The sequence below is a fragment of the Streptomyces hyaluromycini genome, assembly GCF_002217755.1.
Classification (GTDB): Bacteria; Actinomycetota; Actinomycetes; order Streptomycetales; family Streptomycetaceae; genus Streptomyces; species Streptomyces hyaluromycini.
Map to the genome: position 1 here is coordinate 120,158 of NZ_BCFL01000017.1, position 17,203 is coordinate 137,360.

Below are 17,203 nucleotides of genomic sequence, written 5' to 3' on the forward strand. Positions count from 1 at the left end.
CCCGGTATGAGCGTCGAGATGCCCCCCGAGCTGGCCTGGGTCGCCCGGCTGGCGGTCGGTCAGGCCTGGCCCAAGGGCGACGAGGACAACCTGCACGCCCTCGGCCAGGCGTGGAACGACGCCGCCCAGGAACTCAAGGGCATCAGCGGGCAGATCGGCGCGTCCGGCAACGGGGTCCTGGAGAGCGTGGGCGGACAGGTCGCCGACGAGTTCCGGGCCTTCGTGACCCAACTGGAGGCCAGCCTCCCGGAGATGGCCGAGTCGGCGAACCAGCTGGGCAAGCTCGGCAAGCACACCGCCGTCCAGGTCGAGTACTCCAAGTACATGATCCTCGGCCAGCTCATCCTGCTGGCCGCGCAGATCGCCGAGTGGATCTTCTTCGCGCCCGAGGTCATCCCGCTGGCCATCACGGCGGCCCGGGTCGCGGTGAAGATGATCCTGCGCCGGCTGCTCATCTCGGTCGCGACCGGTGTCGCCATGAACGTCGGCCTCGACGTCGCCGTCCAGACCATCCAGTTCCTCAAGGGCGACCGCACCGAGTGGTCCACCGACAACACCGTCTCCGCCGTGGTGTCGGGCGCCATCGGCGGGGCCGTGGGCGGCCTCTTCTTCGGCGCCGGCAGCGTCCTCGCACCGAAGTTCGCGCACTCGCTGCTCGGCAAGGCCGTCCTCGGCGCGGCCACCGGCATCGGCACCTCCGGGATCATGTACGGCATCTACCACAGCGGAGCGGACGAGTTCGGCACGTCCATCAGCGCGGGTGCGCTGGGCGCGCTGGGCGGTGGCGGCAAGCGGCGGTTCGGCGGCAAGGACGACACGGTCAGGGTGGACCCCGTCCATGTGAACGTTCCGGACGCGCTCAAGATCAACCTGTCCGGCCTTCCCGACCTGACCGGCCTGGTCTCGGCCGAGAAGACGGAACACCTGTCCGACACCGCGACCTTCAAGGACTCGACGCCGGGCACGGGCACCGCGGAGAAGAACGGGACCGCCACAGCCACAACCACCGGGCAGAGCTCCACCACCCACCACACCACCGAGACGACCCACGGCACGACCACGACCACGTCGACCACGACCGCCACGTCGTCGTCCGCCTCGGTCGCCACCGCCCAGCACGAGCACGAGCACCAGTACGAGCAGGGGCTGCCGGGGTTCACGACCACCGTCACGTCCACATCGAGCGCGACGACATCCCACGCGGACGGCGGGACGGCCACCCGCACCAGTACGGCGGCCACCTCGCAGACCCGTGTGACGACAGGCGGCGTCAGCACCACCACCACCGCCGGAACCGCCCGCCCGTCGACGACGAGCGCGGGCGGACAGCGCGGCACAGGGATCAGCACCGGCACGGGGACAAGTACGGGTACGACCGGGTCGGCGCCGTCCGTCCGTACGGAAACCGGCGTGTCCGCCCGTAACGAGCCCAGCACATCGGTCCGTACCCAGACGGAGACGAACACGCCTCCGTCCGCCGCCACCCGCACCCAGACGACCGGCCCGGAATCCGCCAGGACCACGCAGGCCACCGGTACCGCGGACGCGTCCAGGCCCACGCAGTCCACCACCGCCACCACGTCCTCGTCGGCCACCGCAACCACCACCGAGACCGAGACCGAGGGCACCTCGCGTACGACCGCCGCCGTGTCGGAGACCGCGACCGCGACCGCTGGCGCCACCGCCGCACCCGGCCATGACGGCACCGCCGTACCCCACCGGCAGGCCGCCGCCCACGCCGCCACCCCCGACCCCACTCCGGACCCCACCCCGCCCCCCGGCGGCCACCGGGCCGGACGGGATCCGGCGCCCCGGATGACGCTCGACCGTACGCCCCGCTTCGTCGTGCGCTCCACCTTCGAGGCCCGCCGGTTCGTGTACCGGGGCGAGCCGGTCACCGATCTGACGGTGCGGGTCGCCTTCCGCGACGGCGGCCAGGGGCACGACACGGATGCCGTCTGGGCCAAGGTGACGGCCGGCGTCGAGCAGTACCTCAACGCGCCGGGGTACCGCCTGCCCGGCCCGGACCACCTTCCCGGTGGCGGTGACCGGCTGCATGTCACCGTGGAGCGTGCGGCGCCCCATGAGGAGGCGCACCTGACGGTCGATCTCGTCGGCCGTGACGGGGTCATGGACCAGCGGAGGTGGCGGGCGGACGCGGAACCCGTCGAATACGCCCATGAGCTGAGTCACCAGGTGCTCGGGCTGCGTGACGAGTACCGTGACGAGGCCGTTCCGCACCGCCCCCAGGTCGAGGGCAGCCTGATGGGCAACTTCCACGCCGACTCGCCCGAGGGGCTGAGCAGGGGTGGTCTGCGCGACCGTCATCTGCAGTTGGTCGCCGCCGTCGTCGGCGACCTGCACCGCGAGGGCCCGGGGCTCGCGCACGAGGCCGAGTGGGAGCAGACGCGCCGCACGGCGACGCCCCACAAGCGCAGTCACACCTGGGTCGACCCGGTCTCCGATCCGTCACGCTACGAGCCGCTCGACGGCTCCGGGCAGAAGGCGTCGGCGGCCACGGAACCGCGCACCACGACCCAGGCAGATCTCGCCAGGGCCTTCGACAACGCAATGAGGAATCGGCGGCAGCAGCACGACTCCGACGAGGAGTCGGAGCCGGAGACGGACTGGAGCGACGCCGAAAGTGACACGCCGGCCACCCGCGGCGCCACTGCTCTGCCGGGGCCGTCCCGCTGGACAGCACCGGCTCCCGCCCACGACATGGCGCAGCACGGCAACGGGACGGGGACGAGCGCCGAGGGACAGGGCCCGGACCGCCCGGGGACACCGGAGACCGAGGAGCAGACGGGGCACACCGAGCACACCGAGCACACCGATGCCGCCGGACACCAGGCGGTCCCGGAAGAGGCAACCGTGCCCGCCCCGGACGTTCCCCTGCTGGAGTCGTTGCCGTCCGGGCCGTTCGAGGCACCCACGTTGTGGGGAGACGATCCCTTCGTCTATTTCGGTCTGGCCGTCCAAGAGCACCGGTCCGCGCAGACGATCAGTACGACTCCGGCGGCGTACTCCCACGAAAGTGAGGCGGCAGTTCTCCTGGGGGAGAACGAGCAGGGCAGTTGGCCGCAGTGGGGTTACCGGAATGACGCGTACCAGGCCATGGCGCATGCGGCCGAGCACCGGCTTCGCCTGATCACCGAACGGGCGGAGGAGACCGTCCGTGCGAAGGAGCCGGGCGATCCGGAACGAGAGCGTGCCGAACGTCTGCTGAAGGTGGAGTCGTCGCTGAAGCAGGACGGCTGGCGGCCCGAGTACCGCAGTGAGTTCCTGCACGTGCAGATGCTGATGGCGGAGGACGGCTTCCTGGACAACCTGCCGCGGGAGCTGGTCGTGAACGAGCGCTGGGGTGACCAGCCCGGGACCGATGCGGGCGTCGTGACGTCGTATGCCCTGGTCTCGCCGACCGATCCGTCGGGGCCGATCGGCGGATCACTGCATGGGCCTGGCGGTGTGTCGGCGCAGTTCCACGCCTGGCTGAACAGGAACGGCGGCGACAGCGACTGGCTGGCGCACTGGGCTGTGGGCCAGTCGGCCGGCTCCAATACCAGCGAGGCGCTCCGCTTCAAGGTGATGACGAGCCATTTCCGTCCGGCGAAGCATGCCGACGGCTTCTACATGTCCCGCCTCGACGGCTCGGGGGTCAAGGACAGCGATGCCCCCTACACGGGCCACGAGGACGCCATGCCGGTGCTGAACTTCGCCCCGACATACGTGCGGAGCATGGTGGCCCAGCACGTCTTCACCCACGAGATCCTGACCCGGGTGAAAATGCCGAACGTGGACCCGGAGCGGGGCGTCGTCCAACTCCTGCGCCTGGACAAGCGATCCGTGGTGGACGATGCCAACGGTGACCGGACCCCGGACATCGGCGCCCGGATCAATCTGCGGCGCGGGCCCGCGGATTCGTACAGCCTCATGTCACCGTACAAGGACCAGAACGACACCGAGAACCACACGCTGGGGGCGTTCTGGGTCACCTCGCAGGAGATTCCGCTGCACCAGGTCTTCGGAACGTACCTGCAGAGCAGAGCACCGGAGAAGGGGGAGCCCGAGCACACCCTCTTCCTGTACGAGTCCGAGAACGAGTTCCTCGCGATGTCCGACGGCGTGGAGGCCGTGTTCCACGGAACGGACACGCCCCCCGTGCTGCAGGTGGCCCGAGAGGCGTCCGCTCCGCCCTCCGACGAGGCCGCACCCCGCGCCCCCGTGGCCGGTGGCAGCGGCCTGCAGACGCACTCTCCGGACACCGTTCAGCAGGGAGACACCGGTACGGAGCACTCGTCCGTACCTGACATCCAGATCACGGACACGACGGCGCAGACGCCCGCACCCGAGCCCGCGCCGGGGCACGAATCCTCGCGGGCGGTGGCCCCTGCCGTGGCACGGTCGCACTACGGAATGCCGGAGAAGAACTTCGACAGGTTCAAGAGTCTGGCGCGGACGCACAATCTCGTGATCGACGTCCGGCCGACCAACACGGCTGCCCCGGAATGGCTCGATCAGGGGAAGCTGCCGAAGCCCAAGGACATCAAGGCGAAGTCCGTCAACGACCTGGACGTACTGCTGGGCGCCAAGGACGAACACCGCGGCCTGATCGGCTACTTCAAGCCGGTGCTGCCCGAGCGCGGCAGCCTCGACGACGCGACCTGGACCAAGCTCCAGGCGCGGCACACCCAGCGCGACGAGGAGTTCAGGACGCTGGCGCCGGTCATGGAGCAACTCACCGAAGAGGGCCGGTTCAAGGTCGAGGACGGCCTGGTGTTCGGCCGGGACGGCCAGGGGGAGTGGCGGGAGATCACCGGCGACCACGACGTGTTCGACATCAGCACGCCGGGCGGCACGCGGCTGCAGGGGGACCCCTACCAAGACGTCGTCAACACCATGATGGCCGGCGACATGGGCGTCATGCACGGCGCGCACATGGACTGGGAGCCGGCCACGCCCTTCAGCAAGGGCATCTTCAGCAAGATCGTGGAGTCCCACCAGGAGGGCGGCGAACCCCTCCTCCGCTTCCGCCCCGGCCTCAACGACGCGGAACTCGTCCACGCCCCGGCCGAGTTCCGCTTCAGAGGCCCGGCCCCGGAGCCACGGCCGGTCCCGGCGGAACCACCGACCGACCGTCCCGAGCCACAGACCAACCACCCCGAACCACCGACCGGCCACCCCGAGTCACCGCTCCCGCCGACGGAGCCCATCACCCGGGCCGAGTCACCCATCCGGCAGCCCGAGCCACCCCTCACCGACACCGACTCACCGCTCCCCCACGCCGACGCCTCCCTTTCGCACCTCGACTCCCCCTTTCCGCACGCCGAATCCACCACCCGTCGGGCCGAGCCCCCGCCACCGCTCGCGCACACCGAATTCACCACCGCCGAGGCAGAACCGCCGACCTTCACCCGCGCCGACTCGCCCCTCACGCACGCATCTCCCCTCCCCCGTGTCGAGTACCCCGTCCTCCCCTCGCCGGAGCCCGAGGCCGCGATCGCTGTGCGGCCCGGTGAGCCCGAGGTGCTACCCGTCGTCGAACCTGTCGTGGACCCCGTCGTCAGACCCGTCGTGGACCCCGAGACGGTCACCGAGACGGTCGCCGGGCCGGTCACCGAGGATGCCGTCAAAGCCGCCGGGTCCGAGCCGATCGTCGTGGAGCCGGAGGGCGACCCCGCGACCCCCCGTCCGCCGGACGACGACCCCCACCGGGCCGGTGCCCCCGAGACCGTGGACCACACCGCGCCGTCCCCTGAGCCCCCCGAGCCGCCCGGCCCGCCCGCCCGGCTCGGCGACCGGCACCAGCGGTCGCTGGCCGGCATCCGGATCACCGACGCCCCCGGCCCCGAGGACCTGCGCGCCCAGGTCCTGGCGACGCTGCCCGCCGCGCACCGAACCGACCGCCAGGTCGTCCAGAAGCTCGACGCGGAGTTCGACCCGGCCAACTTCCGGACCCGGCACGAGCAGATGGTCAACGGCGGCTGGCGCTTCCAGATCCGGGTGGCCGGCGCCCTGCACGACGTGACGCTCACGGCCCGCCCCGGCCGCTGGCACCTGCGCGCGGACCAGGCGACGGCCGAGGAGAGGAACGGCAAGAGCTTCGACCGGTCCGCCGAGGCCAAGCGCGCGGCCGAGCCGAAGAAGACCTCGCTCACCGCCTCGGAGGCGGGCCTGGACCTGGCCCCGACCGTGATCCTCCCGGACGGCTCCCGGGGCGACCGGCTGGCCCTGATCACCCCCTCCGTCAAGGCGGGCGGCGCCACGCACGCGACCGACACCTCGGTGAAGACGGGTGCCGAGACGGGCACGAAGACCTCGCTCACCGGCCCCACCGCCACCTACGTCTCCCGCTTCCGCTACGAGGCGACCGTCACCGGCCCCGACGGCCGCCCGCTCCCCCGGCCCGCCGGTGCCCCCGTCGCCGCCGACGTGACCGCGGAGATCACCCGCCCGGAGCCGGCCCCGGCGGACGGCCGCGCCACCGAGTGGAATGGCTGGGAGAGCGACCGCCCCGACCGCGCGGAGGGCCGTCCGCTCGACGTCACCGGCCTGGGCGCGCTGCGCGAGGACGTCTTCCGGCATCTCCCGGGCGAGGCCCGCCCCGACGGCACCGCGCACAACGACATCCTGGAGTTCCTGTCCCCGAAGAACGTCGTGGACGGCTTCGAGCACGCGGCCGGCTGGGGCCTGACCTCCAAGCGGCTCGACCTCACCGGCGGCGGCCACGCCTGGCTCCGGCTCACCCTGGAGCCCGAGGCATCGGTGCGGGAGGGCACGGTCGCCGACAAGGACACCGTCACCAGCAAGGAGACCGGCGAGCACGCCTCGGGCCGTACCGACACCTCCGGCTGGGGCCTCGGCCTGAACGGCGGCGGCGCGCGGCGGTTGTGGCAGAGCGGTACGACGAAGGAGTCGAGCTGGCTGACGGTCACCGGCGGCTACTCCTACGCGTACAGCCAGGCCCACCAGGAGAAGGGCAAGCAGACCTTCTCGCTGGAGCGGAGCCTGGAGCACAAGGGCACCGGCGACCTGGTCAGGACGGGCGTACGGTTCCGGCTGGAGGTGCTGCGCGAGCGGCTGGCCCCGGGCGCGGACGGCCTGCACGCGGTCCGCGCGGAACCCGACCCCGCGCGCGGCGAGGCCCCGCGCGACGAGGAGAACCCGCCCGCCGTACGCACCGGCGATGTCATCCGCGTCCGCCACCAGCCGGCCGCACCCCCCGCCGACACCCCGGCCCCCACCCCCGACGCATCCGGCGTCCCCGGCACCCACGCTCCCGCCCCGGCCGCCGACGCATCCGGCGTCCCCGGCACCCACGCTCCCGCCCCGGCCGCCGACGCCCCCGTCAGCCTCCGTGAGCCCCTGACCGCCCAGCGCACCGCCTTCGTCGACGTGCCCGGCTCCCGGGAGCTGGAGCGGCACATCACCGAGCGGCTGCGCGAGCTGGCCCCCGGTATCCTGCCGCCGCCCGACGGCGGGGCGGGCCGGGTCACCCCGCAGGCCATGGAGAACCAGCGCCTGCTGCGTGAACGCGTCTCCCGGTCCGGGCTGCGCGCCGACGGCGGACGGCTCCTCGACGGCACCTTCCGGATCACCCTGGACGCGTCCCACCTGCCGGGGCTGCCGGGTCGTACGTACGAGGTGGTGGTCCGCGCCGACACCGGGGCGGGCCGCCACGACGGGGCGGCGGCGGGAACCGCGAAGGACACGGTGGCCCGGGGCCACGCCGCCGACAAGGGGGTGACCCGGGGCAGCAAGCACACCCTCGGTGTCAGCGGGAACGTGCGCAGGGCGCTGAACCCGCCGGACAGCGTACGGGCGTTCGGGAACGCCGGTGTCGACGGCTCGTACGGCCCGTCCCGGCAGACCGTGGCGTCCAGCGAGACGCAGGCCAAGCGCACGTTCCAGCACAAGGGGCCGGCGGACGCGTTCAGTTACCCGGTGGCGTACCGGGTCCTGGTCGCCCCGCACCGGGAGGGCGACACGCCGAGCACCCTGCCCGCCGAGCGCCCTGCCGACGGCCAGGGCCCGGACACGGTGCGCGACGTGGCCACCGCGGCCGACGACCGGCTGCGGGTCGAGGTGCGCCGCCCGGAGCTGTCCGCCACCGCGCCCCGGTACCTGCGGCCCACCCGGCTGCCCCAGCTGCACGCCGTCACGCGGGTCGCCGACGAGGCCGGGTTCCAGCGCCAGGCGCGGACCGCGCTGGAGCAGGCGTACCAGACCCGTAGGCCGGGCGACGCCGAAGCGTCACCCGTGCCCCGGCTGGAGGAGGCCGTGGAGGCGCTGGCCGGCCACGCCCAGCTGCCCGGTCTGGTCTCCGCCTCGCACTCCGGCTGGGCCAACACGCTCGACCGGCACGTCGGCGACGGCCGGGCCCCCGACACCGTGGGCCTGTCGGTGCGCACCCGGCTGATCGACCTGACGTACCAGGAGACGCTGTCCGGGGACAGCACCCTCGACCTGGAGCTGAAGGCGAGCGGGGCCACCGCCCTCGCCGACCAGACGTCGTTGTCCCTCAAGGGCAACATCGGCCCGGACTTCGGCCGGTTCCCGGAGACCGCGACCGGTGCGCTGACCACCACGTTCCAGGTGCGCGGCGGCGGCAAGCTCAAGGCCGGCGGCCAGTGGGACGACGTCGGCACCTTCAAACAGCAGACCAGCACCACCCGCAAGGTCAGCCACACCGGTACCTGGCACGTCTACCGGGCCACGGCCGAGCTGAGCGTCGCCGGCCGCCTCACCGAGGCGTCCGGCACCTCGCACGTGGGCCGCCCGGTCCGCCGCGACCACGAGATCCACGTCCTCCTCTCCGACGAGGACGTGACCCGCCTGCACACCGCGACCACCACCCCCATGCCCGCCGCCCCGTCCCCCGCGCCCCCGGAACTCCGCGCCACCCTCCTGGACCAGGGCGTCTCGGGCGGTGCCCTGGTGGAACTCCCGGACACCGACCCCGTGCTCCGCGAGATCGACCAGCAGTTGCGCGGACCGGGCGAGGAGGCCGTCCCGGTGGCCGCCCTCCCCTTCGCCGACACCTACGCGCCGGACGCCCTCGCCGCCCGCTACGACGAACTCGTCGGCCCCGGCGTCCTGGACCGGCACGTCGAGGTGACGCGCGCCGGACATGTCGTCACCGAGGTGCTGGTGCGCGGGATCACCGACGGCTGGCGCGACGACGGCTCCCGCTCCGACCGCCCCCTCACCCGTGACGTCACCGCCGCGCACACGGTCAAGGGCAAGGCCGGCGCCAAGGGCACGCTCGGTGTCGACGGCAACCTGCGGGCCTCCGTGCGCCCCCCGGTGCCCCACTTCAACTCGGCCTCCGCCACCCCGTCCGGCGCGCTGGAGGGCGGCCGGGGCAGCAGCGCCGAGTCCGGCGTGACCACCACCGTCGGCCACAAGACGTCCGGATACGGCGACACGAACGCCCGGTTCACCACGGACCTGCGGTACGAGGTGACGGTCACCCGGCGCACCGAGACCGGCCGCTTCGTGCACCTGCCGAAGGAGCCGGAGGCGGTGGGCCCGCACCGGGTCACGGCGTGGGTGCCGGAGTCCCTCACCCAGGACGCGGCCGCCGCACCCCACCCCGGCGCCCCGCACGCCCCCGACGATCCGGCCGCCCCGCCGGCCGGCCGGCCGTTCGACGTCGAGCTCGGCCGCCTCCGCGACCCCGCCCGGTACGCCGCCTGGCAGAACGCCCTGCGCGGGGCGCACGACCTGGTCGGCTTCGACAACACCAAGGCCCTGCACGACACCGCCGTGCAGGTCCAGGCGACCCCGCGCCCCTGGGGCGACGGCGTACTGGGCCAGACCGGCGCCTACTACTCCTGGGCCCTCGCCCAGAGCGCCGGCGCGGCCCACTGGGCGGCCCACACCGTGCTCCCCCCGCACCTGACCGCCACGGTCTCCCGTTTCCTGGCCACCTTCACCGCCGACCCCCGGCTCGGCCCCGGCCACGACCTGAGCCAGGAACAACGCCTCACGCTGGAGGAGCAGTTCGCGATCCGCCAGATGTTCTCCGGCCAGTCGCTCCCCGCCCTCTTCCACGAACTCGGCAACTCGGCCGCCCCCTACCGGGTGCCGGGCACCTCGCTCGCCGTGTCCATGGAGGCCGTCGGCCCCGCCGAGGAGCTGACCCGCCGTGAGGCCGCCGACGACGAGCTCTCCGTCGCCGTCAAGGACGAGTCGGCCACGGCCGCCACCAACTCCTACAACTGGACCGTCTCCCCCGCCGACCTCGCGGTCCTCACCGAGGACCCGGTCCTCTCCGTCCCTCTTTCCAGCACCCGCCTCACCCGCGACCAGACCTACGACTCCGCCCGCCCCGTCACCCGCGCCCCCGGCACCCCGCACCGCCCCACGCCCGACGCGTCCCTGCCGCACGCCCGGCCCGCCACCGAACCCGGCAAGGCCAAGCTCACGGGCCCCACATCCCTGATGCGCCAGCCCGTCCGCATCACCCTCCACCCCCACGACGACACCGGCCCCTACGGCACCCCCCGCACCCTGACCGGCCACGTCTTCCACTGGACCGCGTCCCCTGAAGCCCCTCCGCGCCCGGTCTCACCCGCACCCCCACCCGCCCCGGCGCTCACCCACGACATCACCTTCACCACCGAGGACACCCCCACCCTCGACCCCGCCCAGACCGCCCACCTCGACGCGCTGGCCGGCGGCGTCGCGCGGAACGCCGTACAGCGCACCGAAACCGGAGACGGACTGCCCACCGTCCAGATCACCGGTCACGCCACCGTGTCCCTCTCCGGCCGGCCCCACTTCGGCAGGTCGATCCAACTCGCCACCGAACGCGCCGCACACATCCGCGAGTCCTTCATCCACCGCCTGGACACCCACCTGCACGACCTCGGCTCCCCCCTCACCTCCGAGGCGTTCACCATCACCGCCGAGCCCCACGTCCCGGACCCCGCCCAGGACACCCAGGACTCCCCCCACGGCGCGGTCATCACGATCACCCACCCCCCGCACCCCGCTCGGTAGCGTCCCCGGCGGCCGACCGCGCGTCAGGCGCCGAGGCTCAGGCCGCCGTCGACGTGGATCTCCGCTCCTGTGACGTAGCGGGATCTGTCGTCGGCGAGCCAGAGCACGGCGTCGGCGATCTCCTCCGGTTCCGCCGGACGCCTGAGGAGGGTCCGGTCCAGGAGCTGGCGGCGCATGTCCTCAGGCATGTCCGCCATCATCTCGGTGCGGACCAGGCCGGGCGTCACGAGGTTCGCCGTGATGCCGTAACCGGCGTACTCCCGGGCGATGCTGCGGGCGAGGCCGACCAGGCCGGCCTTGGACGCGGAGTAGTTGGCGGCACCGCGCCGGCCCCCGGTGCCGAGCACCGAGGAGATGAAGATCATCCGGCCGTTCCGGAGCCTGACCATGCCGCGGCTGGCTCGCTTGGCGACGCGATAGGCCCCGGTGAGGTTGGTGTCCAGGACACGGCCGAACTGGTCCTCGGCCATGGCGGCCAGCGGCGCGGAGTCCGTGATCCCGGCGTTCGAGACGAGGATCTCCACGGGCCCGTGCGCCGACTCCGCGGCCGTGAAGGCGGCGTCGACCTGCTCGGTGCTCGTGACGTCGCACCGCAGGTCGAGGGCGCCCGGCAGCTCGTCGCCGCCTCGGTGCGCGACGGCGACGCGGTCGCCCGCCTTGAGGAAGGCTTCCGTGATGGCGCGGCCGATACCGCGGTTGCCACCGGTGATCAGGACGGAGCGGTTCATACGAGACCCCTTTCGCGGGTCACCAGTGGAAGGCGATCTTGCCGACCACATCGCCGTCCAGGAGCCGTTCGAAGCCCTTGCGGGCGTCGGCGAAGGGGAGTTCGTCGGCGATGTCCGGACGCAGGCCGTGCCGGGTCATGAGGGCCAGGAGCCGGCGGAGTTCGTCGAGGGTGCCGGAGGTGGAGCCGACGATCCTGAGTTCGTTCCAGAAGATCCGGTTCAGGTGAGCGATCGGGTCGGCGCCCGAGGTGGCGCCGGTGACGACGATCGTGCCTCCGGGGCGGACCGAGCGCAGGGAGTGGGACCAGGTGGCGCGTCCGACGCTCTCCATGACCGCGTCCACGGGCTCGGGCAGCGGCCTGCCGCAGGGGAACGCGGCGTGCGCGCCGAGCCGTTCGGCCGCGGCGCGCTTCTCGGCGCTGCGGCTGGTGACCCAGACGCGGAATCCGGCCGTGCGGGCGAGCCGGATCAGCGCGGTGGACACACCGCCGCCGGCTCCCTGGATCAGGACCGTGTCTCCCGGGGCGAGGCCGGACTTGGTGAAGAGCATGCGGTACGCGGTCAGCCAGGTACCGGTGACACAGGCGGCCTCGGCATGGGTGAACCCGTCCGGTTTGGGGGCGAGGACATGGCGCGGAACGGCGACGCGTTCGGCGAACGTACCGGGGGTTCCCTCGCTGAGGAGGGTGTGGGCGGGGTCGCGGACGGGTTCGTGGCTCCAGTGGGGTGCGGCGATGATGGTGCCGACGATGACCTCGTTGCCCTCTTCGTCGATGCCGCTGGCTTCGCCGCCGAGGATCATCGGGTAGCGGTCGGCGGGCAGTCCGGCGCCCCGCAGCGTCCACAGGTCGTGGTGGTTCAGGCCGGCGGCCTTGACGGTGACGACGGTCCAGGTGTCGTCGGGGGCGGTGGCCGCCGGGCGCTCCCCGAAGCGCAGGGTGCCCAACGGGTCGTCGGACGAGGGGTGTTGGGCGTATACCGCGAGCATGGTCTGCCTCCGGAAGGTGGTCGGAGCGACGGTCACAGCGGGCTCCCCGCTTCGGACTGCCGGGACTGGGTGGGCGGGTAGAGCGTGCCGATACGGCGCCGGGTCTCCGGGTCGTCCAAGGTGGCTGTGTGGCGGGGAAGCTCACGCTCCAGGGCTGCCAGCGCCAGGTCCCGCGCCGGTTCGGCGAGTTCCTGCTTGAGCAACTGGAGTGTCGTACGGGGCGCTTGGGCGATCCGTCGGGCGAGGGCGGCTGCGCGGGCGGGGACCTTGTCGTGCGCGACGATGTTCACCGCGGCGCCGCGGGCGGCGAGTTCACGGCCGCGGTAGGGACGGCCGGTGTAGAGCAACTCGGTGCCCAGCGCCTGTCCGAGGACCGCGGGGAGCACATGGGTGGCGCCCAGACAGGGGGTGAAGCCGTAGGTGAGGAAGTTGGCGGAGTAGCTGGAGCGATCGCTGAGGACCACCGCGTCCGCGTAGAGCGCCAGCAGCAGTCCGCCCCCGATCGCATGACCCTGCACCGCCGCGACGACGGGCAGCGGACAGTCGGCGGCGGCCCGTACGAAGTCCCAGCCGTGCGGGGTGCGGGCCTCGCCTTCGGCGGTCAGGTCCTCGCGCGTGCCGCCGGCGCAGAAGACGTCCGGCAGCCCGCTCAGTACGATCACGCGGGTACCGGGATCCGCTGCCGCCTCCGCCAGAGCCGCGGGCAGGGCGGCGCGCGCGGCGGGTGTGATGCGGTTGCCGTGGGCGGCGTCGTCGAGGGTCACATGGGCCAGGGGTGCTTCCAGGCGGATCGTCACGGGGCCGACCGTGCGTGTCATGGCAGCAGCCCCTGTTCCGCGAGCAGGGACATCCTGGCCCGGCCGGCCGGATCGTCGAGGCGCTCACGCATCGCTTCCACCGCCTGCTCCAGGCTGCCGGGCCCGGACCGAAGGGCGTCGCGGTACCGCTTGAGGGCCGCCACGGCCGACGGGGTGGTGCGTCCCACCTCGCGCATGACCCGGGTCAGTTCGGCCTCCGGCTCCGGGGCCGCGCGGTCGGCGAGGCCGATGCCGACGGCGCCGGCGGCGTCCAGTTGGTGTGCGGTCAGCGCCAGCGAGAAGGCGCGGTGGTGACCGACGCGTTCGGCGACGACCGGGAGCAGTACGGCCGGCAGCAGCCCCACCAGCAACTCGGTGATCCTGAACGTGGCTCCGGGACCGGCGACGACCTGGTCGCACGCGGCGACGAGGGCGACGCCGCCGCCGGTGACCTGCCCGTCGACGAGTGCCACGGTGACCAGGGGGCTGCGCGCCAGGCCGGTGAAGAGGTCGTGTGCCGACGCGAGGCCGCCGAGGACGTCGCCCGTGGACCGGTCGCCGCTCAGGGGCATTCCGGTGCAGAACGCCGGACCGTGGGAGTCGATCACGAACGCCCTTGCCCGGGGCGTGCGTTCGGCCTGTTCCAGGGCCGAGATCAGCGCTTTGACCACGTCCTCGGCGAGCACGGGACCGGTGAGGGTGGCCCGCAGCTGTCCGGGCCGGTGGGTCAGGGTGACGGCGGTCATTGCCGTCCCCCGCCGAGCTGGACGTAGTGGCGCTCGTGGTCGTCGATGTGTTCGAGCATCGTCAGCGGGCGATCCGGGCTCACGGCCGGCGCCAGCTTCTCCGCCAGCGACAGGTCGCCCTCGAAGTCGGCCACACCGGCGCACAACGGGTCACAGGCGTCGGCGATCTCGTCGTAGGCGTCGACGTCCAGGCGGGTGCGGGCGGCGAGCGCGTCCGCCACGCCCGACGTGCCCGTCGCCCCCGGGGAGTTGAGCAGGTAGCTGCAGAACTCCGAGGAGCACCCGGACCCGTAGGAGAAGATCCCGACGCGCCGGGTGGCCGCGGGGCCGGTCCCGGCGTGGTCGAACAGGCTGAGCAGGGCGAGGAGAGTGGTCCCGGCGTAGATGTTGCCGACCTGCGCCGGGTACCGGACGGAGGCCTCCAGACGGCGCCCGAAGTCCTCCGCGACCTGCTGCGGTGCGAAGCGCCCCAGGCTGCGCAGCAGGGAGCGGTGTGCCCCGCGGACCGCTCCGGGGAAGGGGGTGTGGAACACGAGGTGGTCGAAGGAGTCGAGGAAGTCGGTGTCCGGGCGCCGCCGCACGTAGTCGCCGTAGGCGGTCCGGAGGCACTCCACGTACGACATGAGGGACAGATCGGGGTCCCAGATGTGATCCGACGGAGTGGGACGGCGGACGTCGGTCACGTCGAAGCCGCAGTATCCGGCAGCGCCCAGCTCGGCTGTCGCCAGCGTGGGCCGGGAGCCGACCAGGACGGCGACCCCGCCCGCCCCCTGGCTGGGTTCCGCCGTGCTGCCGCGGATGAGACGCGGCACGTCACAGCCGATCACCAGGGCGCGGGCGTCCTCGCGGGAGGCGATCGCCGTCTGTGCCACGGCGAGTTGGAGTGCTGCGACACCCGCGTAACACGCCTGTTTGACCTCGTACAGGCGGCAGGTGCGGGGCAGCCCCAGGAGCTCGTGGATCCACGTCGCGGCCGACTTGGACAGGTCGATCCCCGACTCGGTGCCCACCACCAGCAGTTCGATCGTCTCCAGCTCGCCTTCGCCGAGACGGTCCAGGAGCGGGCGCGCGGCGTTGACGGCACAGCTGACGACGTCCTCGCAGGGCAGCGCGGCCGTCTTGCGCCGCATCATCAGGTTCGCCATCCGGGAGGTGTCCATGCCCCGCGCCCGGAACAGGTCGTCGACCTCGACATAGGCCAGGCCGAGATAGGCGCTGATGTCCTCGATGCCGACCGGCTTCATGGGCAGTCCTCCTCCGCTCGCCCCAGGACGAGGGATGCGTTGATCCCGCTGAAGGCGAAGCTGTTGCTCAACGCGGTACGCAGCGGCGCACGCGTGATCGTGTCGGTGACGAACCTCAGGTCGGTCCGCACCGGTTTGGCCAGGTGGGGATTGGCGTGGCAGTAGCCGCCGGCGAGTTGCAGCAGGGTCGCGACGGCCTCGACGAGCCCCGCGGCTCCCAGCCCGTGGCCGAGAAGGGCCTTGGTCGAGTTGACCCACGGCCCGTCGATGCCTGTTGCACCGGCGGCTGTGGATTCAACTGCCGTTGATCCGGCGTCCGTTGATCCGAAGGCCGTTAATCCGAAGGCCGTTAATCCGAAGGCCGTTGATCCGAAGGCCGTTGATCCGGCGTCCGTTGATCCGAAGGCCGTTGATCCGCCGGCGCCGAACACCTCGGCCAGGGCTGCCGCCTCGCTGTCGTCGCCGACGGCCGACCCGGTGGCATGGGCGTTGACGTAGTCGATGTCCGAGGGGGCGAGACCGCAGTCGGACAACGCCTTGCGCATCGCACGGACTTGGCCGTCGGTGTCGGGCCGGGTGCCGCGTCGGGCGTCGGTGCTCGTGCCGGAGCCGAGGATCCGGCCCAGCGGCCTGATGCCGCGCCGGTGTGCCTCGGACGCCGGCTCGACGAGTACGGCCGCCGCGACCTGGGCCACGGCGATGCCGTCGTGGCTCTCGTCGAAGGGGCGGCAGGCCGCGGCGGCGTCCCCGCCCGCGGTGACCGGGGTCATGGCCCCGGCCTTCACGAAGGCGCCGATCTCCACCGGGGAAAGGTCGTTGACCGGCGCGACGACCAGACAACGGGGTGCCTGTCCGGCCGCCACCATACGGGTGGCGTGGATCAGGGCGAGCGCGCCGGCGGCCGACGAACCGCCGATCGGCCAGCCTTCCCCGCGGCACCCGGTCACTTCTCCCACGGCGCCGAGCGCGTCGGTGTCGAAGCAGTCCAGCAGATGCCCGGCGCGGACCGTGGCCGGGTCGGCGGCGTAGGCGGCGGCGGAGCGGGACTGGTGGCCCAGGGCCAGGTTGTTGCCCGCGATCACCACGCTCGTGTCACGGGCTTCGGCCTCGGTCAGCCGGGCGGCGGTGCACGCGGCGAGCGCGACACAACAGGCCGTCCGCACGGGGAGGGTGGCCCGTCCGGCGACCCGGCGCAGCCTGTCGCGGCCCGCCGGGTCGGCACAGTGGGACCGGGCCCAGGACCGCAGGTCGAAGCCGTCCAGATGGGCGGCCGGGACCACAAGTCCCGCGCCAGGCACGGGAGTCGGGCGCAGCGTCGGCTCGCCGCGGCGGAGCACCCGGTCCAGTTCGGTGACGGTGGCGGCGGCCGGATGCAGCACCGCGGCCGAGGTCACCGCGATGCCGGTCCCCTGCCGCCGGTCCGGCACCGGTGAGGGGCTCACGGCTGCTCGCAGTGCGCGTGGAGCAGTTCCGCGAGACCACCGAGCGTGGGCTCGGCGGCGAGCGCCCCCGTGGGCACGGTCAGCCGCAGCTCGTCGACGGTACCGACCAGGATGTCCATGCGGTCGAGGGAGTTGGCTCCCAGGTCCCGCAGCTTCTGCCTGGGGTGGATCTCGTCGTCCTGGAGGTCGCCCAGTACGTCCCGGACGTGCCGGCACAGCACTTCCCAGATCTCGTCGTGTGTCATGGAACC

8 protein-coding genes are annotated in these 17,203 nt (G+C 72.8%); 1 reads left to right on the forward strand and 7 read right to left on the reverse strand.

All coding sequences use genetic code 11. The annotated features are described in order from the left end of the window. Nucleotides 1-6 precede the first annotated feature (6 nt). Nucleotides 7-11,007: a WXG100-like domain-containing protein gene (locus SSP29_RS08580; RefSeq protein WP_089099953.1), complete on the forward strand. Its 11,001-nt coding sequence runs from the start codon at nt 7-9 to the stop codon at nt 11,005-11,007. A 23-nt stretch (nt 11,008-11,030) separates the two neighbouring features. Here SSP29_RS08580 and fabG read toward each other — a convergent pair whose 3' ends face one another. Genes fabG through SSP29_RS58370 form a run of 7 tightly spaced genes read right to left on the reverse strand, consistent with a single transcriptional unit; the run spans nt 11,031 to nt 17,197 of the window. Then, entirely contained in the window at nt 11,031-11,735 is a 705-nt protein-coding gene (gene fabG / locus SSP29_RS08585) for a 3-oxoacyl-ACP reductase FabG (protein ID WP_089099954.1), read from the reverse strand. 19 nt (nt 11,736-11,754) lie between these two features. Further along, a complete protein-coding gene (locus tag SSP29_RS08590) occupies nt 11,755-12,723 on the reverse strand; it encodes a zinc-binding dehydrogenase (RefSeq protein WP_089100709.1) in 969 nt (322 codons plus the stop codon). 32 nt (nt 12,724-12,755) lie between these two features. Further along, nucleotides 12,756-13,541, reverse strand: coding sequence for a polyketide synthase (locus SSP29_RS08595; RefSeq protein WP_089099955.1), 786 nt, complete (start codon nt 13,539-13,541; stop codon nt 12,756-12,758). After that, complete coding sequence (locus SSP29_RS08600) at nt 13,538-14,266, reverse strand: enoyl-CoA hydratase-related protein (protein WP_089099956.1); 729 nt, start codon at nt 14,264-14,266, stop codon at nt 13,538-13,540. The genes SSP29_RS08595 and SSP29_RS08600 overlap by 4 nt, the downstream gene beginning before the upstream one ends. Beyond that, nucleotides 14,263-15,510, reverse strand: coding sequence for a hydroxymethylglutaryl-CoA synthase family protein (locus tag SSP29_RS08605; RefSeq protein ID WP_089099957.1), 1,248 nt, complete (start codon nt 15,508-15,510; stop codon nt 14,263-14,265). Before SSP29_RS08605 ends, SSP29_RS08600 begins: the two co-directional genes overlap by 4 nt. Continuing rightward, the gene (locus SSP29_RS08610) at nt 15,507-16,952 is read right to left on the reverse strand and encodes a beta-ketoacyl synthase N-terminal-like domain-containing protein (protein ID WP_167449882.1); all 1,446 of its coding nucleotides are present in this window, start codon (nt 16,950-16,952) and stop codon (nt 15,507-15,509) included. Before SSP29_RS08610 ends, SSP29_RS08605 begins: the two co-directional genes overlap by 4 nt. After that, nucleotides 16,949-17,197 carry a phosphopantetheine-binding protein gene (locus SSP29_RS58370; RefSeq protein WP_167449883.1) on the reverse strand — a complete coding sequence of 83 codons (249 nt, stop codon included), beginning with the start codon at nt 17,195-17,197 and terminating at the stop codon, nt 16,949-16,951. The genes SSP29_RS08610 and SSP29_RS58370 overlap by 4 nt, the downstream gene beginning before the upstream one ends. Between the last annotated feature and the right edge of the window lie 6 nt (nt 17,198-17,203).